The 14,885-nt window shown below is 72.1% G+C and carries 15 protein-coding genes; 8 read left to right on the top strand and 7 right to left on the bottom strand.

Annotated features, from left to right (window positions below; genetic code table 11):
* Nucleotide 1: 1 nt before the first annotated feature.
* Genes ACWDY5_RS08565 through kstD form a run of 4 tightly spaced genes read right to left on the bottom strand, consistent with a single transcriptional unit; the run spans nucleotide 2 to nucleotide 4,025 of the window.
* Entirely contained in the window at nucleotides 2-1,012 is a 1,011-nt protein-coding gene (locus tag ACWDY5_RS08565) for a 2Fe-2S iron-sulfur cluster-binding protein (protein WP_449721627.1), read from the bottom strand.
* Nucleotides 1,005-1,256: a hypothetical protein gene (locus ACWDY5_RS08560; RefSeq protein ID WP_449721626.1), complete on the bottom strand. Its 252-nt coding sequence runs from the start codon at nucleotides 1,254-1,256 to the stop codon at nucleotides 1,005-1,007. The genes ACWDY5_RS08565 and ACWDY5_RS08560 overlap by 8 nt, the downstream gene beginning before the upstream one ends.
* A complete protein-coding gene (locus ACWDY5_RS08555; protein ID WP_449721625.1) occupies nucleotides 1,246-2,382 on the bottom strand; it encodes a Rieske 2Fe-2S domain-containing protein in 1,137 nt (378 codons plus the stop codon). Before ACWDY5_RS08555 ends, ACWDY5_RS08560 begins: the two co-directional genes overlap by 11 nt.
* Complete coding sequence (gene kstD / locus ACWDY5_RS08550) at nucleotides 2,382-4,025, bottom strand: 3-oxosteroid 1-dehydrogenase (RefSeq protein WP_449721624.1); 1,644 nt, start codon at nucleotides 4,023-4,025, stop codon at nucleotides 2,382-2,384. The genes ACWDY5_RS08555 and kstD overlap by 1 nt, the downstream gene beginning before the upstream one ends.
* Nucleotides 4,026-4,150: 125 nt before the next feature.
* Here kstD and ACWDY5_RS08545 point away from each other — a divergent pair, with 125 nt between their 5' ends.
* Genes ACWDY5_RS08545 through hsaB form a run of 8 tightly spaced genes read left to right on the top strand, consistent with a single transcriptional unit; the run spans nucleotide 4,151 to nucleotide 11,912 of the window.
* Nucleotides 4,151-5,752, top strand: a complete 1,602-nt coding sequence (locus tag ACWDY5_RS08545) for an FAD-binding protein (protein WP_449721623.1) — start codon at nucleotides 4,151-4,153, stop codon at nucleotides 5,750-5,752.
* A complete protein-coding gene (locus ACWDY5_RS08540; protein ID WP_449721622.1) occupies nucleotides 5,739-6,533 on the top strand; it encodes a 2-keto-4-pentenoate hydratase in 795 nt (264 codons plus the stop codon). Before ACWDY5_RS08545 ends, ACWDY5_RS08540 begins: the two co-directional genes overlap by 14 nt.
* Complete coding sequence (locus tag ACWDY5_RS08535) at nucleotides 6,530-7,420, top strand: acetaldehyde dehydrogenase (acetylating) (protein WP_449721621.1); 891 nt, start codon at nucleotides 6,530-6,532, stop codon at nucleotides 7,418-7,420. Before ACWDY5_RS08540 ends, ACWDY5_RS08535 begins: the two co-directional genes overlap by 4 nt.
* A complete protein-coding gene (dmpG, locus tag ACWDY5_RS08530) occupies nucleotides 7,417-8,436 on the top strand; it encodes a 4-hydroxy-2-oxovalerate aldolase (protein ID WP_449721620.1) in 1,020 nt (339 codons plus the stop codon). Before ACWDY5_RS08535 ends, dmpG begins: the two co-directional genes overlap by 4 nt.
* On the top strand, nucleotides 8,433-9,599 hold the full coding sequence (gene hsaA / locus ACWDY5_RS08525; protein ID WP_449721619.1) for a 3-hydroxy-9,10-secoandrosta-1,3,5(10)-triene-9,17-dione monooxygenase oxygenase subunit: 1,167 nt from the start codon (nucleotides 8,433-8,435) through the stop codon (nucleotides 9,597-9,599). Before dmpG ends, hsaA begins: the two co-directional genes overlap by 4 nt.
* Nucleotides 9,599-10,468 carry a 4,5:9,10-diseco-3-hydroxy-5,9,17-trioxoandrosta-1(10),2-diene-4-oate hydrolase gene (gene hsaD, locus ACWDY5_RS08520; RefSeq protein WP_449721618.1) on the top strand — a complete coding sequence of 290 codons (870 nt, stop codon included), beginning with the start codon at nucleotides 9,599-9,601 and terminating at the stop codon, nucleotides 10,466-10,468. The genes hsaA and hsaD overlap by 1 nt, the downstream gene beginning before the upstream one ends.
* Nucleotides 10,468-11,373 carry an iron-dependent extradiol dioxygenase HsaC gene (gene hsaC, locus ACWDY5_RS08515; RefSeq protein WP_449721617.1) on the top strand — a complete coding sequence of 302 codons (906 nt, stop codon included), beginning with the start codon at nucleotides 10,468-10,470 and terminating at the stop codon, nucleotides 11,371-11,373. The genes hsaD and hsaC overlap by 1 nt, the downstream gene beginning before the upstream one ends.
* A complete protein-coding gene (gene hsaB / locus ACWDY5_RS08510) occupies nucleotides 11,370-11,912 on the top strand; it encodes a 3-hydroxy-9,10-secoandrosta-1,3,5(10)-triene-9,17-dione monooxygenase reductase subunit (RefSeq protein WP_449721616.1) in 543 nt (180 codons plus the stop codon). Before hsaC ends, hsaB begins: the two co-directional genes overlap by 4 nt.
* Here the strand turns inward: hsaB and ACWDY5_RS08505 are convergent.
* The 3 genes from ACWDY5_RS08505 to ACWDY5_RS08495 are packed head-to-tail and all read right to left on the bottom strand — an operon-like array spanning nucleotide 11,881 to nucleotide 14,884.
* Nucleotides 11,881-12,861: an acyl-CoA dehydrogenase family protein gene (locus tag ACWDY5_RS08505; protein WP_449721615.1), complete on the bottom strand. Its 981-nt coding sequence runs from the start codon at nucleotides 12,859-12,861 to the stop codon at nucleotides 11,881-11,883. The two genes, hsaB and ACWDY5_RS08505, sit on opposite strands and share 32 nt — an antisense overlap.
* Nucleotides 12,846-13,760: an acyl-CoA dehydrogenase family protein gene (locus tag ACWDY5_RS08500; RefSeq protein ID WP_449721614.1), complete on the bottom strand. Its 915-nt coding sequence runs from the start codon at nucleotides 13,758-13,760 to the stop codon at nucleotides 12,846-12,848. Before ACWDY5_RS08500 ends, ACWDY5_RS08505 begins: the two co-directional genes overlap by 16 nt.
* Entirely contained in the window at nucleotides 13,757-14,884 is a 1,128-nt protein-coding gene (locus ACWDY5_RS08495; RefSeq protein WP_449721613.1) for an acyl-CoA dehydrogenase family protein, read from the bottom strand. The genes ACWDY5_RS08500 and ACWDY5_RS08495 overlap by 4 nt, the downstream gene beginning before the upstream one ends.
* Nucleotide 14,885: the final 1 nt, after the last annotated feature.

The following is a 14,885-nucleotide window of genomic DNA, read 5'->3' as shown; positions in this document are numbered from 1 at the left end:
GTCACTGGTAGCTGATCCGGACCGAGTCGGCGGCGGGCAGGGCCTGGCAGGCCAGGATGATCCCCTCGGCCAGGTCCTCCTCATCCAGCACCTCGTTGTGCGCCAGCGTCACCTTGCCGTCCACCAGTCGGCAGGCGCAGGCGCTGCACGCGCCCTCGCGGCAGGAGTAGGGGGCGGCCAGGCCGTGGTCGAGCAGCACGTCCAGGAGCTTGCGCTGCCGCGGCCAGGGCAGGGTGTGCTGCTCGCCGTCCAGGTCGACCTCGACCACGGCGGCGTCCACGTCCGCCTCGGGCGCCGCGGTAAACGGGTTTCCGGACAGGGACAGGAAGACCTCGCGGTGGATCCGGTCCTCAGGAATATCCACAGTGGACAAGGCCTCGGCGACGGCGGTCATGAACGGGCCCGGTCCGCACAGGAAGACCCGCCTGGCGGACAGCGGAGCGGCGAAGGCGCGTAGTGCGGGAACGGTCGGCAGGCCCTGCACGGACTCCAGCCAGTGCACCACCTGGAGCCGGTCCGGGTGGGCGGCGCACAGTGCGCGCAGCTCGGCGGCGAATATCACCGAGTGCTCGTCCCGGTTGGCGTAGAACAAGCTCAGGCGGCCGGAACCGTTGGCCAGCACGGCCTTGACGATGGCGATGACCGGGGTGATCCCGCTGCCCCCGGCGAACAGCAGCAGGTCGTCGTCGAGTGAGTCCGGGGTGAACACACCGGCCGGCGGAAGCACGTCCAGTTCCATGCCTGCGGATACCCGATCGCAGAGCCAGTTCGAGCCGTAGCCGTCGGCCACCCGCTTCACCGTGACCGTCAGCGGCTCGCCGGGACCGTTGCACAGCGAGTAGCTGCGCGCGATCTCCCCGCGCTCACCGGGAATCCGCAGCGTCAGGAACTGTCCCGGCCGGTGGCGGAACTTCCCGGTGAGCTCCGGTGGCAGCTCGAACACCAGGGACCGGGCGTCCGCGGTCTCCTCGACCACCGCGGCCACCCGCAGCCGGTGGAAGCGGTCAGCCATCGCCCACCGCCAGCCCGCCCTCGGCCACCGCCGCCTCGATCCCGGCCCGCAACCGGGGACAACCGACGACCTGGGCGCTCGGCCGGTCGCGGCCGGTCAGCTCCGGGCAGGCCGTGGTGGCGGTGGTCCACTGCACGCTGGTGTGCTCGGGGCTGTTCTTCTTCACCAGCACCACGGTGGCGCAGCCGGGACAGGTGAACGGGCGCAGCCCGCCGGTGAGGTAGTCCGCGCGGTCACCGCCCATCGCCGTCCCGCCGGGCCAGGTTCTCCTCCACCTCACGCTGCCAGGCGGCCACCGCGCGGCTGGTGTCGACCTCGAACTCGAAGCGCCGCACCATGTCCTCGGTGACCTCCTCGGCGTCCACGTAGAACTGGTCGTACCAGCGGCGCAGCTGGTAGACCGGGCCGTCCTCCTCGCACAGCAGCGGGTTGTCGATGCGCGCCTTGTTCTTCCAGATCTCCACGTCCTGCAGGAAGCCGACGCCGATGCCGCGGGCGAACTTCCCGGCGATCTTGTCCGCGTGCTCGTCGGTCAGGCCGGGCAGCTTCTTCACGATCGCACCCCACTGCAGGACGAAGGAGTTGGCGCTGACCGGGTAGTGGCAGTTGATCAGCACCGTCTCGATCACGGTGCCCTTGTAGTCGTTGGCCAGGTGGTTGATCATGTAGGACGGGCCGTAGTAGGAGGCCTCGGACTTGACCTCGACGTCGCCGGTGTAGTTGGACACCGCGGCCACGTCCGGGCGGCCGCGGGTGGTCAGGTACTGGCTGGCGATGTGGCCCTCGAAGACGTTCTTGAAGTAGGTGGGAAAGGCGAAGTGCACGTAGAAGAAGTGCGCCATGTCCACCACGTTGTCCATGATCTCCCGGCAGTTCGAGCCGTCGATGCGCACCGAGTCCCAGGTCCAGTTGCTCCACTCGCTGCTGAAAGCGCCCTCGATGTGCGGGATCACCACGTGCTCCGGCGGCGGCTTGCCCTGCGGGTCGTGCCAGACGAAGAGCTGCTTGTTCTCCTCAAGGGTCAGCCAGGCCCGCGTTCGCGCGCGCAGCGGAACCCTTTTGGCGTAAGGGATCTCCACGCAGCGGCCGGTGCCGGACCAGCGCCAGTCGTGGAACGGGCAGGCGATGCTCGCGCCCTTCACCGTGCCCTGGCTGAGATCCCCGCCCATGTGCCGGCAGTAGGCGTCCAGCACGTGCAGCCGGTCGTCGCCACCCTGGAAGACCACCAGCTTGGTGCCGAAGGCTTCCACCGCATGCGGTTTGCCGTCGCGGAAGGTCGCGGCCAGGCCGAGGCAGTGCCAGCCGCGGGCGAACCGGGTCGGCGGCGCGCCGGACTCGATCAACCGCACCTCGTCGGATGCATCGGTCATCAGCTTCCTCCTGCCTTGGTCCGTGCCGCGTCCAGCGCGGCCAGGTAGCCGAAGGTCATCGCCGGGCCGATGGTCGCGCCGGCCCCGGCGTAGGTGCGGCCCATCACCGCGGCGCTGGTGTTCCCGGCCGCGTACAGGCCGGGGATCGCCGAGCCGTCGGCGCGCAGCACCCTGGCGTGCTCGTCGGTGCGCAACCCGCCCTTGGTGCCCAGATCGCCTGGCACCACGCGGATGGCGAAGAACGGTCCCTTGTCCACCGGTCCCAGGCACGGGTTGGGGCGTTGCCGGGGATCGCCGTAGTAGCGGTCGTAGGCGGACTCGCCGCGGCAGAACTCCTCGTCCTTGCCGCTGCGGGCGAACCCGTTGAACCTGTCCACAGTGGACTTCAGTGCCTCGGTGGGCACCTCGATCTGGGCGGCGAGGGCTTCGATGCTGTCCGCCTTGCGCACCACGCCGAGCTTGAGCCAGCGCCCCGGGAACGGTTGCCGCGGCGGGAGTCCGGCGAAGAGGTAGCGGTTGCGGTAGCGCTGGTCGCAGATCAGCCAGGCAGGCAGGTTGTCCTGGTACATGGCGTGCACCGCGTCCACGTACGGCGCGGCCTCGTTGACGAAGCGCCGCCCGGCCCCGTTGACCAGCAGGCAGCCGGGCAGGGTGCGCTCGGCGAGGCAGAAGTACGGGCCACCGCCCAACGGGATCGACGGCCCCCACCACGCCTCGTCCATCAGCTCCACCGCCGCGCCCAGCCCGCGGGCGGCCTCGATGCCGTCGCCGGTGTTGCCCTCCGCGCCTACGGTCCACTCCGCGCAGCTGGGCTGCCGGTGGTGCGCCTTGCGCAGCTCGTCGTTGCGCTCGAAACCACCGCAGGCCAACAACACCCCGTGTCGCGCGGAGATGATCTGCTCCCCCTGCTCGCCGTCGACCTTGATCCCGGTGACCCGGTCCTGCTCGATGACGAGGGAGCGCAGCGGCGTGTTCAACCACACCGGCACCCCTGCCTGGACCAGTCCGGAGCGCAGGCAGGCGGCCAGCGCCTGCCCCATGGACAGCACGGGTTCCCGGCGCAGCAGCACATCGCGCAGCTTGCGCGCCCCGACCCTGGCCGCCCGCAGCAGCCCGCGCGGATGCCGCAGCACCAGGTTCAGCCAGCGGTAGTCCTCGGCGGTCACGGTCAGCCCGAACTGCGCGGACAGGTAAGGCGGCTCCAGATCCTCGACCTCACCGCCGAGGGAGTTCGCACTGACCGGGCGCGGTTCCACCGTTCGGCCGCCGGGCATTCCGCCGGGCGCCTCGGGGTAGTAGTCGGAATAGCCGGGCACCCAGGTCAGGCGTAGCGGTGTGTTGGCCAGCACCAGGTCGAGCATGTCCGGGCCGTGCGCCAGCAGCGCCCGCCAGCGGGCCTCGGGCACGGTGTCGCCGAGCAGGTGCGCCAGGTAGGCCGCCGCCGAACCCTCCGGCTCGGCCACCCCGGCCGCACGCAGCACGGAGTTGCCGGGCAGCCAGATCGCGCCACCGGAACGGGCGGTGGAACCGCCGTAGCGCGCGGACTTCTCCACCACCAGCGTGGTCAGCCCGTTCCTGGCCGCGGTCAGCGCGGCGGTCAGGCCCGCGGCCCCGCTGCCCACCACGACGAGGTCGACCTCCATGACCACCTCCCTCGAACATCAGACTGGAACAGGTTATAGTTTTTTCGGGGCAAGACGCTATGGTTGGCCTAGATTGCTGCGATCGAGCGAAGAGAACGTGTTGCACACGGGCTTCGGGAGGATCGGTGTCCACCACATGGGACGCGCGCGCCGAGGTGGTCGTCCTCGGCTTCGGCGCGGCGGGCGCGTGCGCGGCGATCGAGGCCGCCACGGGAGGCGCGGACGTGCTGGTGGTGGACCGGTTCAGTGGCGGCGGCACCACCGCGATCTCCGGCGGCGTGGTCTACGCCGGTGGCGGCACCAAGATCCAGTCCGCGGCCGGGGTGGGCGACTCGGTCGAGGCCATGCACGACTACCTGCGCGAGGAGGTCGGCGACGCGGTCTCCCCGGAGACCCTGCGCCGCTTCTGCGCCACCAGCGCCGACCAGCTGGACTGGCTGCGCCGCCAGGGCGTGCCGTTCGAGGGCAGCCTCTGCCCGTACAAGACCTCCTACCCCGACAACCGCTACTACCTGTACTTCTCCGGCAGCGAGAACTCCGGCGCCTTCCGCCGCTACGCCGTGCCCGCCCCGCGCGGCCACCGCGCCAAGGGACCGGGCACCTCCGGGGCGACGCTGTTCGCCGCACTGGCCGCCTCGGCGCGCAGGCATGGCGCGCGGGTGCTCACCCAGACCACGGCCGAACGGCTGATCGTCGAACGCGGCCGGGTCACCGGGGTGGCCTGCCGGACCCTGGCCCGCGCGCCGCGCCGGATCCGCCTGGCACACCGGCTGTTGAGCCGGTACGCGGCCAAGCCCGGGGTGTACCTGCCCTGGCTGCGGGGGATCCTGCACCGGCAGGCGGAGCGGCTGGAACGACGGCACGGCAGGCAGCTCCGGATCGGCGCGGGCCGGGGCGTGGTGATCGCCGCCGGTGGGTTCGCCGCGAACCGCGCCATGCTCGCCGAGCACGCGCCGGACTACCGCGGCGGCCTCGTCCTGGGCACGCCGGGAGATGACGGGTCCGGCATCCGGCTCGGCGTGGCGGCCGGGGCGGCGACCGGACTGCTGGACCGGGTGTCCGCGTGGCGGTTCCTCAGCCCGCCGAGTGCGTTGCTGTCCGGGCTGCTGGTGGATCGCGCCGGTGCCAGGGTGATCGACGAGTCCCGCTACGGCGCGGCCGTCGGGGAGGCGCTGATCACCCGGCACCAGGGCCGCGGCTGGCTGCTGGTGGACGCGGAGATCCTGGCGCAGGCCCGCCGCCAGCTGCGGCGGCAAGCGCTGTGGTTCCAGCGGATCCAGGGCTACGCGCAGCTCGCCGCGCGGGTCACCGGGCCGACCCTGGAGTCCGTGGCCGCCCGCGCCGGGATCGACCCGGCCGGGCTGCGCGCCACCGTCACCGCCCACCACGACCGGGTGCGCCGCCGCGCCGCCGACCCGACCGGACGGCCGGGGGAGCTGTCCAGGGAGCTCCGGCCGCCGTTCTCGTTGCTGGACATGTCGATCCGCAACCGGCTCAACCCGTGCCCGATGCTGCCACTGGGCGGACTGGTGGTGGACGAGCGGACCGGGGCGGTGCGCAGGCCGGACGGCTCGGCCATCGCCGGGCTGTACGCGGCCGGGCGGTCCGCGGTCGGCATCTGCTCGCGTTCCTATGTCAGCGGCCTTTCCCTGGCCGACTGCGTGTTCTCCGGCCGCCGCGCCGGAGCCCACCTCGCCGCCACCAGGAGGTCCGGTGCTCACCGCTGACCAGCGCGCCGACGCGGCCGAGCGGCTGCGCGCCGCCGAGCTCGACCGAAGACCGATCAGTCCGCTGGTCCGCAGCCACCGCGGCATCGACGTGGTGGACGCCTACGAGATCCAGCTGATCAACATCCGGCGGCGGCTGGCCGAGGGCAGGCGGGTGCTCGGCCACAAGGTCGGCCTGTCCTCGGCGGCCATGCAGCAGATGATGGGCGTCACCGAACCGGACTACGGGCACCTCCTGGACGACATGGCCCTGTCGGAGGACAAACCGGTGGCCGCGGACCGGTTCTGCCGGCCCAGGGTGGAGGTCGAGGTGGCCTTCATCCTCGGCGAGGATCTGCCGCCGGGCTGCACCGAGACCGAGGTGCTGGCCAGGACCGCCGCGCTGGCCCCGGCGATCGAGCTGATCGACAGCCGGATCACCGACTGGCGGATCAGCCTGCCGGACACCGTGGCCGACAACGCCTCCTCGGCCGCGTTCGTGCTCGGCGCGGCCCGCGTGCCACCGTCCCATGTGGACATCCGCGGCATCTGGGCCACGCTGTCCCGCAACGGCGAGGTGCTGGCCAAGGGACGCAGCGACGCCGTGCTGGGCAACCCGGCGACCGCGGTGGCCTGGCTGGCCGGGAAGGTGGCCGGCTTCGGCGTCCGGCTGCGCGCCGGGGACGTGGTGCTGCCCGGCTCCTGCACCCGCGCCTACGACGCCCGCCCCGGCGACACCTTCCGGGCCGAGTTCGCCGGACTCGGCCCGGTGTCCTTGAGCTTCCAGGAGGGTTCGGCATGAGCAAGGCGGCCGCCGCCATCGTCGGCTCCGGCAACATCGGCACCGACCTGCTGTACAAGCTGCTCCGCTCACCGGTGATCAGTCCACAGTGGATGGTAGGCATCGATCCGGACAGCCCAGGGCTGAAACGGGCCGCCGACCTGGGCCTGGCGACCACCACCGACGGCGTGGACTGGCTGCTGGCCCAGCCGGACCGGCCCCAGCTGGTGTTCGAGGCGACCTCGGCCGCGGTGCACCGGGCCAACGCGCCGCGCTACGCCGAGGCCGGGATCACCGCGATCGACCTGACCCCGGCCGCGCTCGGCCCGGCCATCGTGCCGCCGGTCAACCTGGGCCTGCACCGGGACGCGGCCAACGTCAACCTCACCACCTGCGGCGGCCAGGCCACCATTCCCATGGTGCACGCGGTGTCCAGGGTCGTCCCGGTGCGCTACGCCGAGATCGTGGCCAGCGTCGCCTCGGTCTCCGCCGGACCCGGCACCAGGGCCAACATCGACGAGTTCACCCGCACCACCGCCGGCGGCATCGAGCGGATCGGCGGCGCGGAACGCGGCAAGGCGATCATCGTGCTCAACCCGGCCGATCCGCCGGTGGTCATGCGGGACACCGTGTTCTGCGCCATCCCGGAGGACGCGGACCGGGCCGCGATCACCGCCTCGGTGCTGGCGATGGCCGAGGAGATCGCCGGGTACGTGCCCGGCTATCGGCTGCTCAACGAACCCCAGTACGACGATCCGAGCCCGGCGACCGGCGGGATGGCGCGGGTGACGGTGTTCCTGGAAGTGGAGGGCGCGGGGGATTTCCTGCCGCCGTATGCCGGAAATCTCGACATCATGACCGCCGCCGCGACGCGGGTCGGGGAGAAGCTTGTGGAGGTGCGATCGTGATCGACGTCCGGGTGACCGACACCTCGCTGCGCGACGGGTCGCACCACAAGCGGCACCAGTTCACCGGCGAGGAGGTTCGCGCGATCGTGGCCGCGCTGGACCGGGCCGGGGTACCGGTGATCGAGGTGACCCACGGCGACGGGCTCGGTGGCTCCTCGTTTGCCTACGGCTTCAGCCACACCCCCGAACAGGACCTCATCCGCATTGCCGCCGAGACCGCGACCAGCGCGCGGATCGCGTTCCTGATGTTGCCAGGGGTCGGCGTCACCGACGACATCCTGGCGGCCAGGGACAACGGCGCGCGGATATGCAGAATCGCGACACATTGCACGGAAGCGGATATATCGGTTCAGCACTTCGGGCTGGCCCGCGACTGGGGCCTGGAGACCGTCGGGTTCCTGATGATGGCGCACTCCCAGCCGCCGGAGGCCCTCGCCAAGCAGGCGCGGATCATGGCCGACGCCGGATGCCAGTGCGTCTACGTGGTCGACTCGGCAGGCGCACTGGTGCTGGAACAGGTGAGCGACCGGGTGGCCGCGCTCGTCGAGGAGCTCGGCGAGGACGCGCAGGTCGGGTTCCACGGGCACGAGAACCTGGGGCTCGCGGTGGCCAACTCGGTGGCCGCGGTCCGCGCGGGCGCACGGCAGATCGACGGCAGCGCGCGCAGGTTCGGCGCCGGGGCCGGGAACACGCCGACCGAAGCGTTCACCGCGGTCGCCGACAAGCTGGGCTTCCGCACCGGCATCGACTTCTTCGCCATCGCCGACGCCGCCGAGGACGTGGTCCGCCCGGCCATGCCCGAGGAGTGCCTGCTCTCCCGGCTGGCCCTGGTGATGGGCTACACCGGCGTCTACTCCAGCTTCCTCAAGCACGCCGACCAGGTGGCCAGCCGCTACCAGGTCTCCGGCGCGCAGATCCTCCTCCGTGCGGGCCAGCGCAGGCTGGTCGGCGGCCAGGAGGACCAGCTGATCGACATCGCCCTGGAACTCCAGCGAGAGAACGGGATCACGTCATGACCGAGCAGGTGACCGCCGCCGTCCGCGAGCTGCTGCCCGCGCTGCGGGACCGGGCGCAGGAGGCCGAGGACCTGCGCCGGATCCCCGCCGAGTCCATCAAGGCCTTGCAGGAGAACGGGTTCTTCAAGCTGCTGCAACCCACCCGCTACGGCGGGGCGGCGGCCAGCCCGCTGGAGTTCTACCAGGCGGTCGCGCTGATCGCCTCCGCCTGCGGCTCCACCGGCTGGGTGGCCTCGGTGCTCGGCGTGCACCCGTGGCACATCGGCCTGTTCGACGACCGGGCGCAACAGGAGGTGTGGGGCGAGAACCAGGACACCCTGGCCTCCTCCTCCTACGCCCCGGCCGGGCGGGCCACGCCGGTGGACGGCGGGTTCCGGTTCAGCGGCCGGTGGAGCTTCTCCTCCGGCTGCGACCACGCCACCTGGGTGCTGCTCGGCGGACTCGTGCTCGGCCCGGAGGGCACACCGGTGGACTTCCGGACCTTCCTGCTGCCGATCGCCGACTACTCCATTGTGGACGTCTGGGACACGGTCGGGTTGCGCGGCACCGGCAGCAACGACATCCTGGTCGAGGACGTGTTCGTGCCCGAGCACCGCACCCTGAGCTTCAGCCACACCGCGAAGTGCGTGTGCCCCGGCCAGGAGGCCAACCCGGAGCCGATCTACCGGCTGCCCTACGGCACCGTGCACCCCTACGCGATCACCGCGCCGATCATCGGCATGGCCCGCGGCGCCTACCAGGAGCACGTCGGGCACACCAAGGCCCGGCTGCGGGCGGCCTATCTCGGCGAGAAGGCCGCCGAGGACCCGTTCGCGCAGGTGCGCATCGCCGAGGCGGCAGGCGAGATCGACGCCGCCTGGCAGCAGCTGAAGTCCACGGTGGACGAAGAGATGGCGCTGGTCGAGGCCGGTGAGCGGATCCCGGTGACGCTGCGGCTGCGGGCCAGGCGGGACCAGGTGATGGGCACCGGGCGGGCGATCGCCGCGATCGACCGGCTGTTCGAGTCCGCCGGTGGCAAGGCGATCAACAACGGCCTGCCCATCCCGCGCTTCTGGCGGGACGCGCACGCCGCGCGGGCGCACGCGGCCAACGACCTGGAACGCGCGCTGGTGATGTTCGGCAAGCACGAGCTGGGCATCCCGGTGCGGGACGGGATGTTCTGATGACCGCCCAGGTGCACAGCTTCGAGTCGACCAGCGAGTACGCCGAGGCCGGCGGGCTGCGGCTGCACTACCACCAGGCAGGGCCTGCCGACGGCCCGCCGCTGGTGCTGCTGCACGGCGGCGGACCGGGCGCGAGCTCGTGGAGCAACTTCGGCCGCAACCTGCCGGTGTTCGCCCAGCGGCACCGGGTGATCATGCTGGACCAGCCGGGTTTTGGGCACTCGGCGAAACCGGAGATCACCGGGCACTACTTCACCTTCAGCGCGGACGCCCTGCTGGCGCTGCTGGACCACCTGGGCATCGGGCGGGCGGACCTGCTCGGCAACTCCCTCGGTGGCGGCACCGCGGTCCGGTTCGCGTTGCGGCACCCGGCACGGGCCGGGCGGCTGGTGCTGATGGCCCCGGGAGGGTTGGGGCTCAACGTGTTCGCCCCCGACCCGACCGAAGGCGTGCAGAAGCTCGCCAAGTTCGGCGCGCCGCCGGGACCCAGCCGGGAGAAGCTCGCCGACTTCCTGCGCACCCTCGTCTTCGACCCGGCACTGGTCACCGATGAGCTGGTGGAGGAACGGTTCGCGGTGGCGAGCGCGCCGGAGTCGCTGCGCGCCATGGCTTCCATGGGCAAGTCGTTCTCGCAGCCGGACAGCTTCGAGGACGGCATGCTGTGGCGGGAGGCGCATCGGCTGCGGCAGCGGGTGCTGCTGGTGTGGGGCCGGGAGGACCGGGTCAACCCGCTGGACGGGGCGCTGCTGCCGCTCAAGCTGATCCCGCGCGCGCAGCTGCACGTGTTCGGACGGTGCGGGCACTGGGCGCAGCTGGAGAAGTTCGCCGAGTTCAACCGGCTGGCGCTGCACTTCCTCGGGGAGGACTGATGGGCATCCGATCGTTGGCATACCTGCGCATCGAGGCGACCGACGTGCCGAAGTGGCGGGAGTTCGGGCTCAAGGTGCTCGGCATGGTCGAGGGCAAGGGCGCCGACCCGGCCGCGCTGTACCTGCGGATGGACGACTTCCCGGCCAGGCTGGTGATCCTGCCCGGGGAACGGGACCGGCTGGCCGCCGCGGGCTGGGAGGTGGCCAACGAGGCCGAGCTGGCCGAGGTGGCGGCGCGGCTGGACGCCGCCGGTGTGCCGGTGAAGTCGGCGGAGAAGGCCGAGCTGGCCGACCGCAGGGTCACCGGGATGATCAGTTTCGAGGACCCCTCCGGCAACACCCTGGAGGTCTTCCACGGCGCCGCGCTGGAACACCGGCGGGTGGTCAGCCCGTACGGGCACCGGTTCGTCACCGGCGAGCAGGGCCTCGGGCACGTGGTGCTCTCCACCCACGACGACGCGGCCGCGCTGGCCTTCTACCGGGACGTGCTCGGTTTCCGGCTGCGCGACTCGATGCGGCTGCCACCGCAGCTGGTCGGGCGGCCGGCGGACGGGGAACCGGCCTGGCTGCGGTTCTTCGGCTGCAACCCGCGCCACCACAGCCTCGCGTTCCTGCCGATGCCCACCCCGTCCGGGATCGTGCACCTGATGGTGGAGGTGGCGGAGCCCGACGACGTGGGGCTGTGCCTGGACCGGGCGCTGCGGCGCAAGGTGCCGATGTCGGCGACCCTGGGGCGGCACGTGAACGACCTGATGCTGTCCTTCTACATGAAGACCCCCGGCGGGTTCGACGTGGAGTACGGCTGTGAGGGCAGGCAGGTGGAGGACGAGACCTGGATCGCCAGGGAGAGCACCGCGGTCAGCCTGTGGGGCCACGACTTCAGCATCGGCGGGCCACCGTCGTGACCGTGCACAGTGGACTGACCCCGGCCCGGTTCCGCGCGGTGCTCGGCCACTTCTGCACCGGGGTGGTCGTGGTGACCGCGCCGGGACCGGCCGGGTTCGCCTGCCAGTCCTTCGCCGCGCTGTCCCTGGACCCGCCGCTGGTGCTGTTCTGCGCGGGCAAGGAGTCCCGGTCGCTGCCGGTGATCCGGGCGGCCGGGGTGTTCGCGGTGAACGTGCTCGCCGGGGAGCAGCAGGGACTGTCCACTGTGTTCGGTCGCAGCGGGCCGGACAAGTTCGCCGGGGTGGACTGGAGTCCTGCGGAGAGCGGATCACCGTTGCTGGCCGGGGCGCTGACCTGGGTGGACTGTGTGCTGCGGACCGAGCACGAGGCCGGTGACCACGTGATCGTGGTCGGCGAGGTGCGGGCGCTGGGACCGGTCAACGACGGTCGGCCGCTGCTGTTCTACCGGGGGCGGTACGCGGCCACCGAGGGTGGCGGTGAGCCGTCGGGGCCGTTGGAGGAGCTGGTCACCTGGCCTCGGCCGACCGACTGGGTGTGAAGTCCAGGAGTTCGGCGAGCCGGGCGAGGTGCTGCTCCGGGCTGCCGAACAGCTGGGCGCTGCCGTGCGCGCGTTTGAAGAACAGGTGCGCCTCGTGCTCCCAGGTGATCGCGATGCCGCCGTGCAGCTGGATCATCTCACCGGCCACTGTGGACAGTGCCTCCGAGCAGTGCACCTTGGCCAGGGCGGCCTGTTCTGGGCCGGGGTTGAGCAGGGCGTGCAGGGCGGCCGAGCGGGCGGTCTCCACGGTGAGGTGCAGGTCGGCGAGGCGGTGTTTGATCGCCTGGAAGGAGCCGATCGGGCGGCCGAACTGGACCCGGGTCTTGGCGTAGCCGACTGTGCGGGCCAGGGCTTCGGCGGCGATCTCGGCCTGCTCGTAGGCGAGCAGGGTGACCGCCAGGTCGCGGAGCGCGGCGGGGTCGGCCGGGCCGAGGTGCTCGGCCGGGGTGTCGGCGCATTCGACGGTGGCCAGCGGGCGGGTGGGGTCCAGGGCGTTGGAGTCGACGCGGAAACAGGTCTTGGGCAGGAACAGCGCTGGACCGGTGCCGGTTCGGGCCAGGACCAGGGTGAGGTCGCCGTCCAGGACGTAGTGCGCGGTGCCGGTCAGGATGCCGTCGTAGGCGCAGGCCGGGGCGTTCCAGTGTCCTTTGTGGTCGGTCCAGGCCAGGGTCGCCGGTTCGCCGGCCGCGATGCGGGGGAGCAGGCGGGCGCAGGCCTCCTGGTTGCCGGTGGCCAGGATCGCCTGGGCGGCCAGGGTGGAACTGAGCAGGGGGTTGGGGGTGAGCCGGAGCTCGCCCAGCGCGATCGCCACCTCGGCCAGGCCGCCGCCCTGACCGCCGTAAGTGTCCGGAATGGACAGTCCGAGGTCGATCTCCCGGTGGCCACGGGTGAGCGCGGAGCGGATGGCGGCGCGCAGGGCCAGCTGTTCCTCGGTCAGTCCCAGGTCCATGGTTCCTCCGTGAGCGCGGCCAGCACCCGGCCGCGGTGGTGGTCCTGGGTGCCCCAGCTGGTGCGCAGGGCACGGACCAGGGTGAGCCAGCGGCTGAGCGGATACTCCCGGGTGTAGCCGATCGCGCCGTGCAGTTGCAGGGCGGTCCTGGCGGTGCGGTGCGCGGCCTCGGCGGCGGCCACCCTGGCCGCGGAGACGTCGCGGGCGGTCAGGGTGAGGGCGGCGGCGTAGGTGAGGGGGCGGGCCAGTTCGAGGGCCACGTGGGTGTCGGCGAGGCGGTGCTGGACCGCCTGGAACGCGCCGATCGGGCGGCCGAACTGGGTGCGGGACTTGGCGTGCCGGAGGGTGAGCTCCAGCATGGCGCGGGCAGCGCCGAGCAGCTGCGCGGCGGTGACCAGGGTGGCGAGGTTGAAGGCCCGCGCGGCGGCTTCGCGGACGGCGGGACCGGTGGCGAGGGGGTTGGTGGGCGTGATGTGGTGGAGGTGACGGCGGGGGTCGACGGAGGCTTGGGCCGGGCCGGGTTCGCCTGCGGCGAGGGTGTCCCCGTCGAAGTGGAAGTAGCGGTCGGCGACCAGCGCGTGCGGCGCGTGGGGCGGCATGACCAGCGAAGCCCGGGTGCCGGAAACCAGCTCTGCCAACAGCTCCGGGTGCTCGGCGAGCAGCACCGGCAGGGCGGCCAGGGTGTCGGCGAGCGGGCCGGGCACGGCGTGGTGGCCCAGTTCCTCCACCGCCACCACCAGGTCGACCGGCTCCGCGCCCAGCCCGCCGTGCCGCTCCGGGATCAGCAGCGCCGGGACCCCCAGCTCGACCAGGGCAGGCCACGGGTCCACGGCGGCGTCCAGGGCGGTGTGCAGGGACCTGGCGAACTCGGTCTGCTCCGGGGTGAGGGCGAATCTCATCGCGGGCTCCTGGGCAGGCCGAGCAGGCGTTCGGCCACGACCGTGCGCTGGATCTCGTTGGTGCCCGCATAGATCGGCCCGGCCAGCGCGAACAGCCAGCCGCGTAGCCAGTCGCCGTCCAGTTCGGCTTCCGCGCCCAGCAGCTCCAAGGCGGTCTCGTGCAGGTCCAGGTCCAGCTCCGACCAGAACAGCTTGCCCACACTGGACTCCGCGCCCAGCGCACCGCCCTCGGCCAGGCGGGTGACCGTGGCCAGGGTGTGCAGCCGGTAGGACTGCGCCCCGATCCAGGCGTCCACCACCCGGTCCCGCAAGCCGGGGTTCTCCTTGCGCTGCCACAGTTCCACCAGTTTGCGGGCGGTCGCCTGGAATCGGCCGGGGCTGCGCAGGGACAGGCCGCGTTCGTTGGCCGAGGTGCTCATCGCCACCCGCCAGCCGTCCCCTGGCGCGCCAAGGACATCGGCCTCCGGCACGAAGACCTCGTCCAGGAAGATCTCGGCGAAGCCCGGTTCGCCGTCGAGCTGCGGGATCGGGCGGACGGTGACGCCGGGGGCGCGCAGGTCGAACAGGAAGTAGGTCAGGCCGCGGTGGCGCTCGGCGGCCGGGTCGGTGCGGAACAGGCCGAAGGCGCGGTCGGCGAAGGCGGCCCGCGAGCTCCACGTCTTCTGCCCGGACAACAGCCAGCCGCCGTCGGTTCGCCTTGCCCTGCCGCGGATCCCGGCCAGATCGCTGCCCGCCTCGGGCTCGGACCAGGCCTGCGCCCACACCTCCTCCGCACCGGCCATCGGCGGCAGCAGGCGGCGCCGCTGCTCCTCGGTGCCGTGCGTGAACAGGGTGGGGGCCAGCAGGAAGATGCCGTTCTGACTGACCCGGGCCGGAGCGCCCGCGACGTAGTAGGCCTCCTCGAACAGCAGCCAGTGCAACAGCGAGGCGTCCCGGCCGCCGAACTCCTTGGGCCAGCTCACCACCGACCAGCGGTGCCCGGCCAGCGTGCGTTCCCACTCGCGGTGCGCGGCGAACCCCTCGGCGGTGTCCAGCGACGGCAGCCGGCCCGGGGCGTGCGCGGCCAGCCATTCCGTTGCCTCGGCCCGGAAAGCGCGGGACTCGGCGTCCAGGGTCAGGTCCACC

The sequence above is a fragment of the Crossiella sp. NPDC003009 genome, from assembly GCF_053591555.1.
This window is presented reverse-complemented; position numbering and strand designations above follow the sequence as displayed.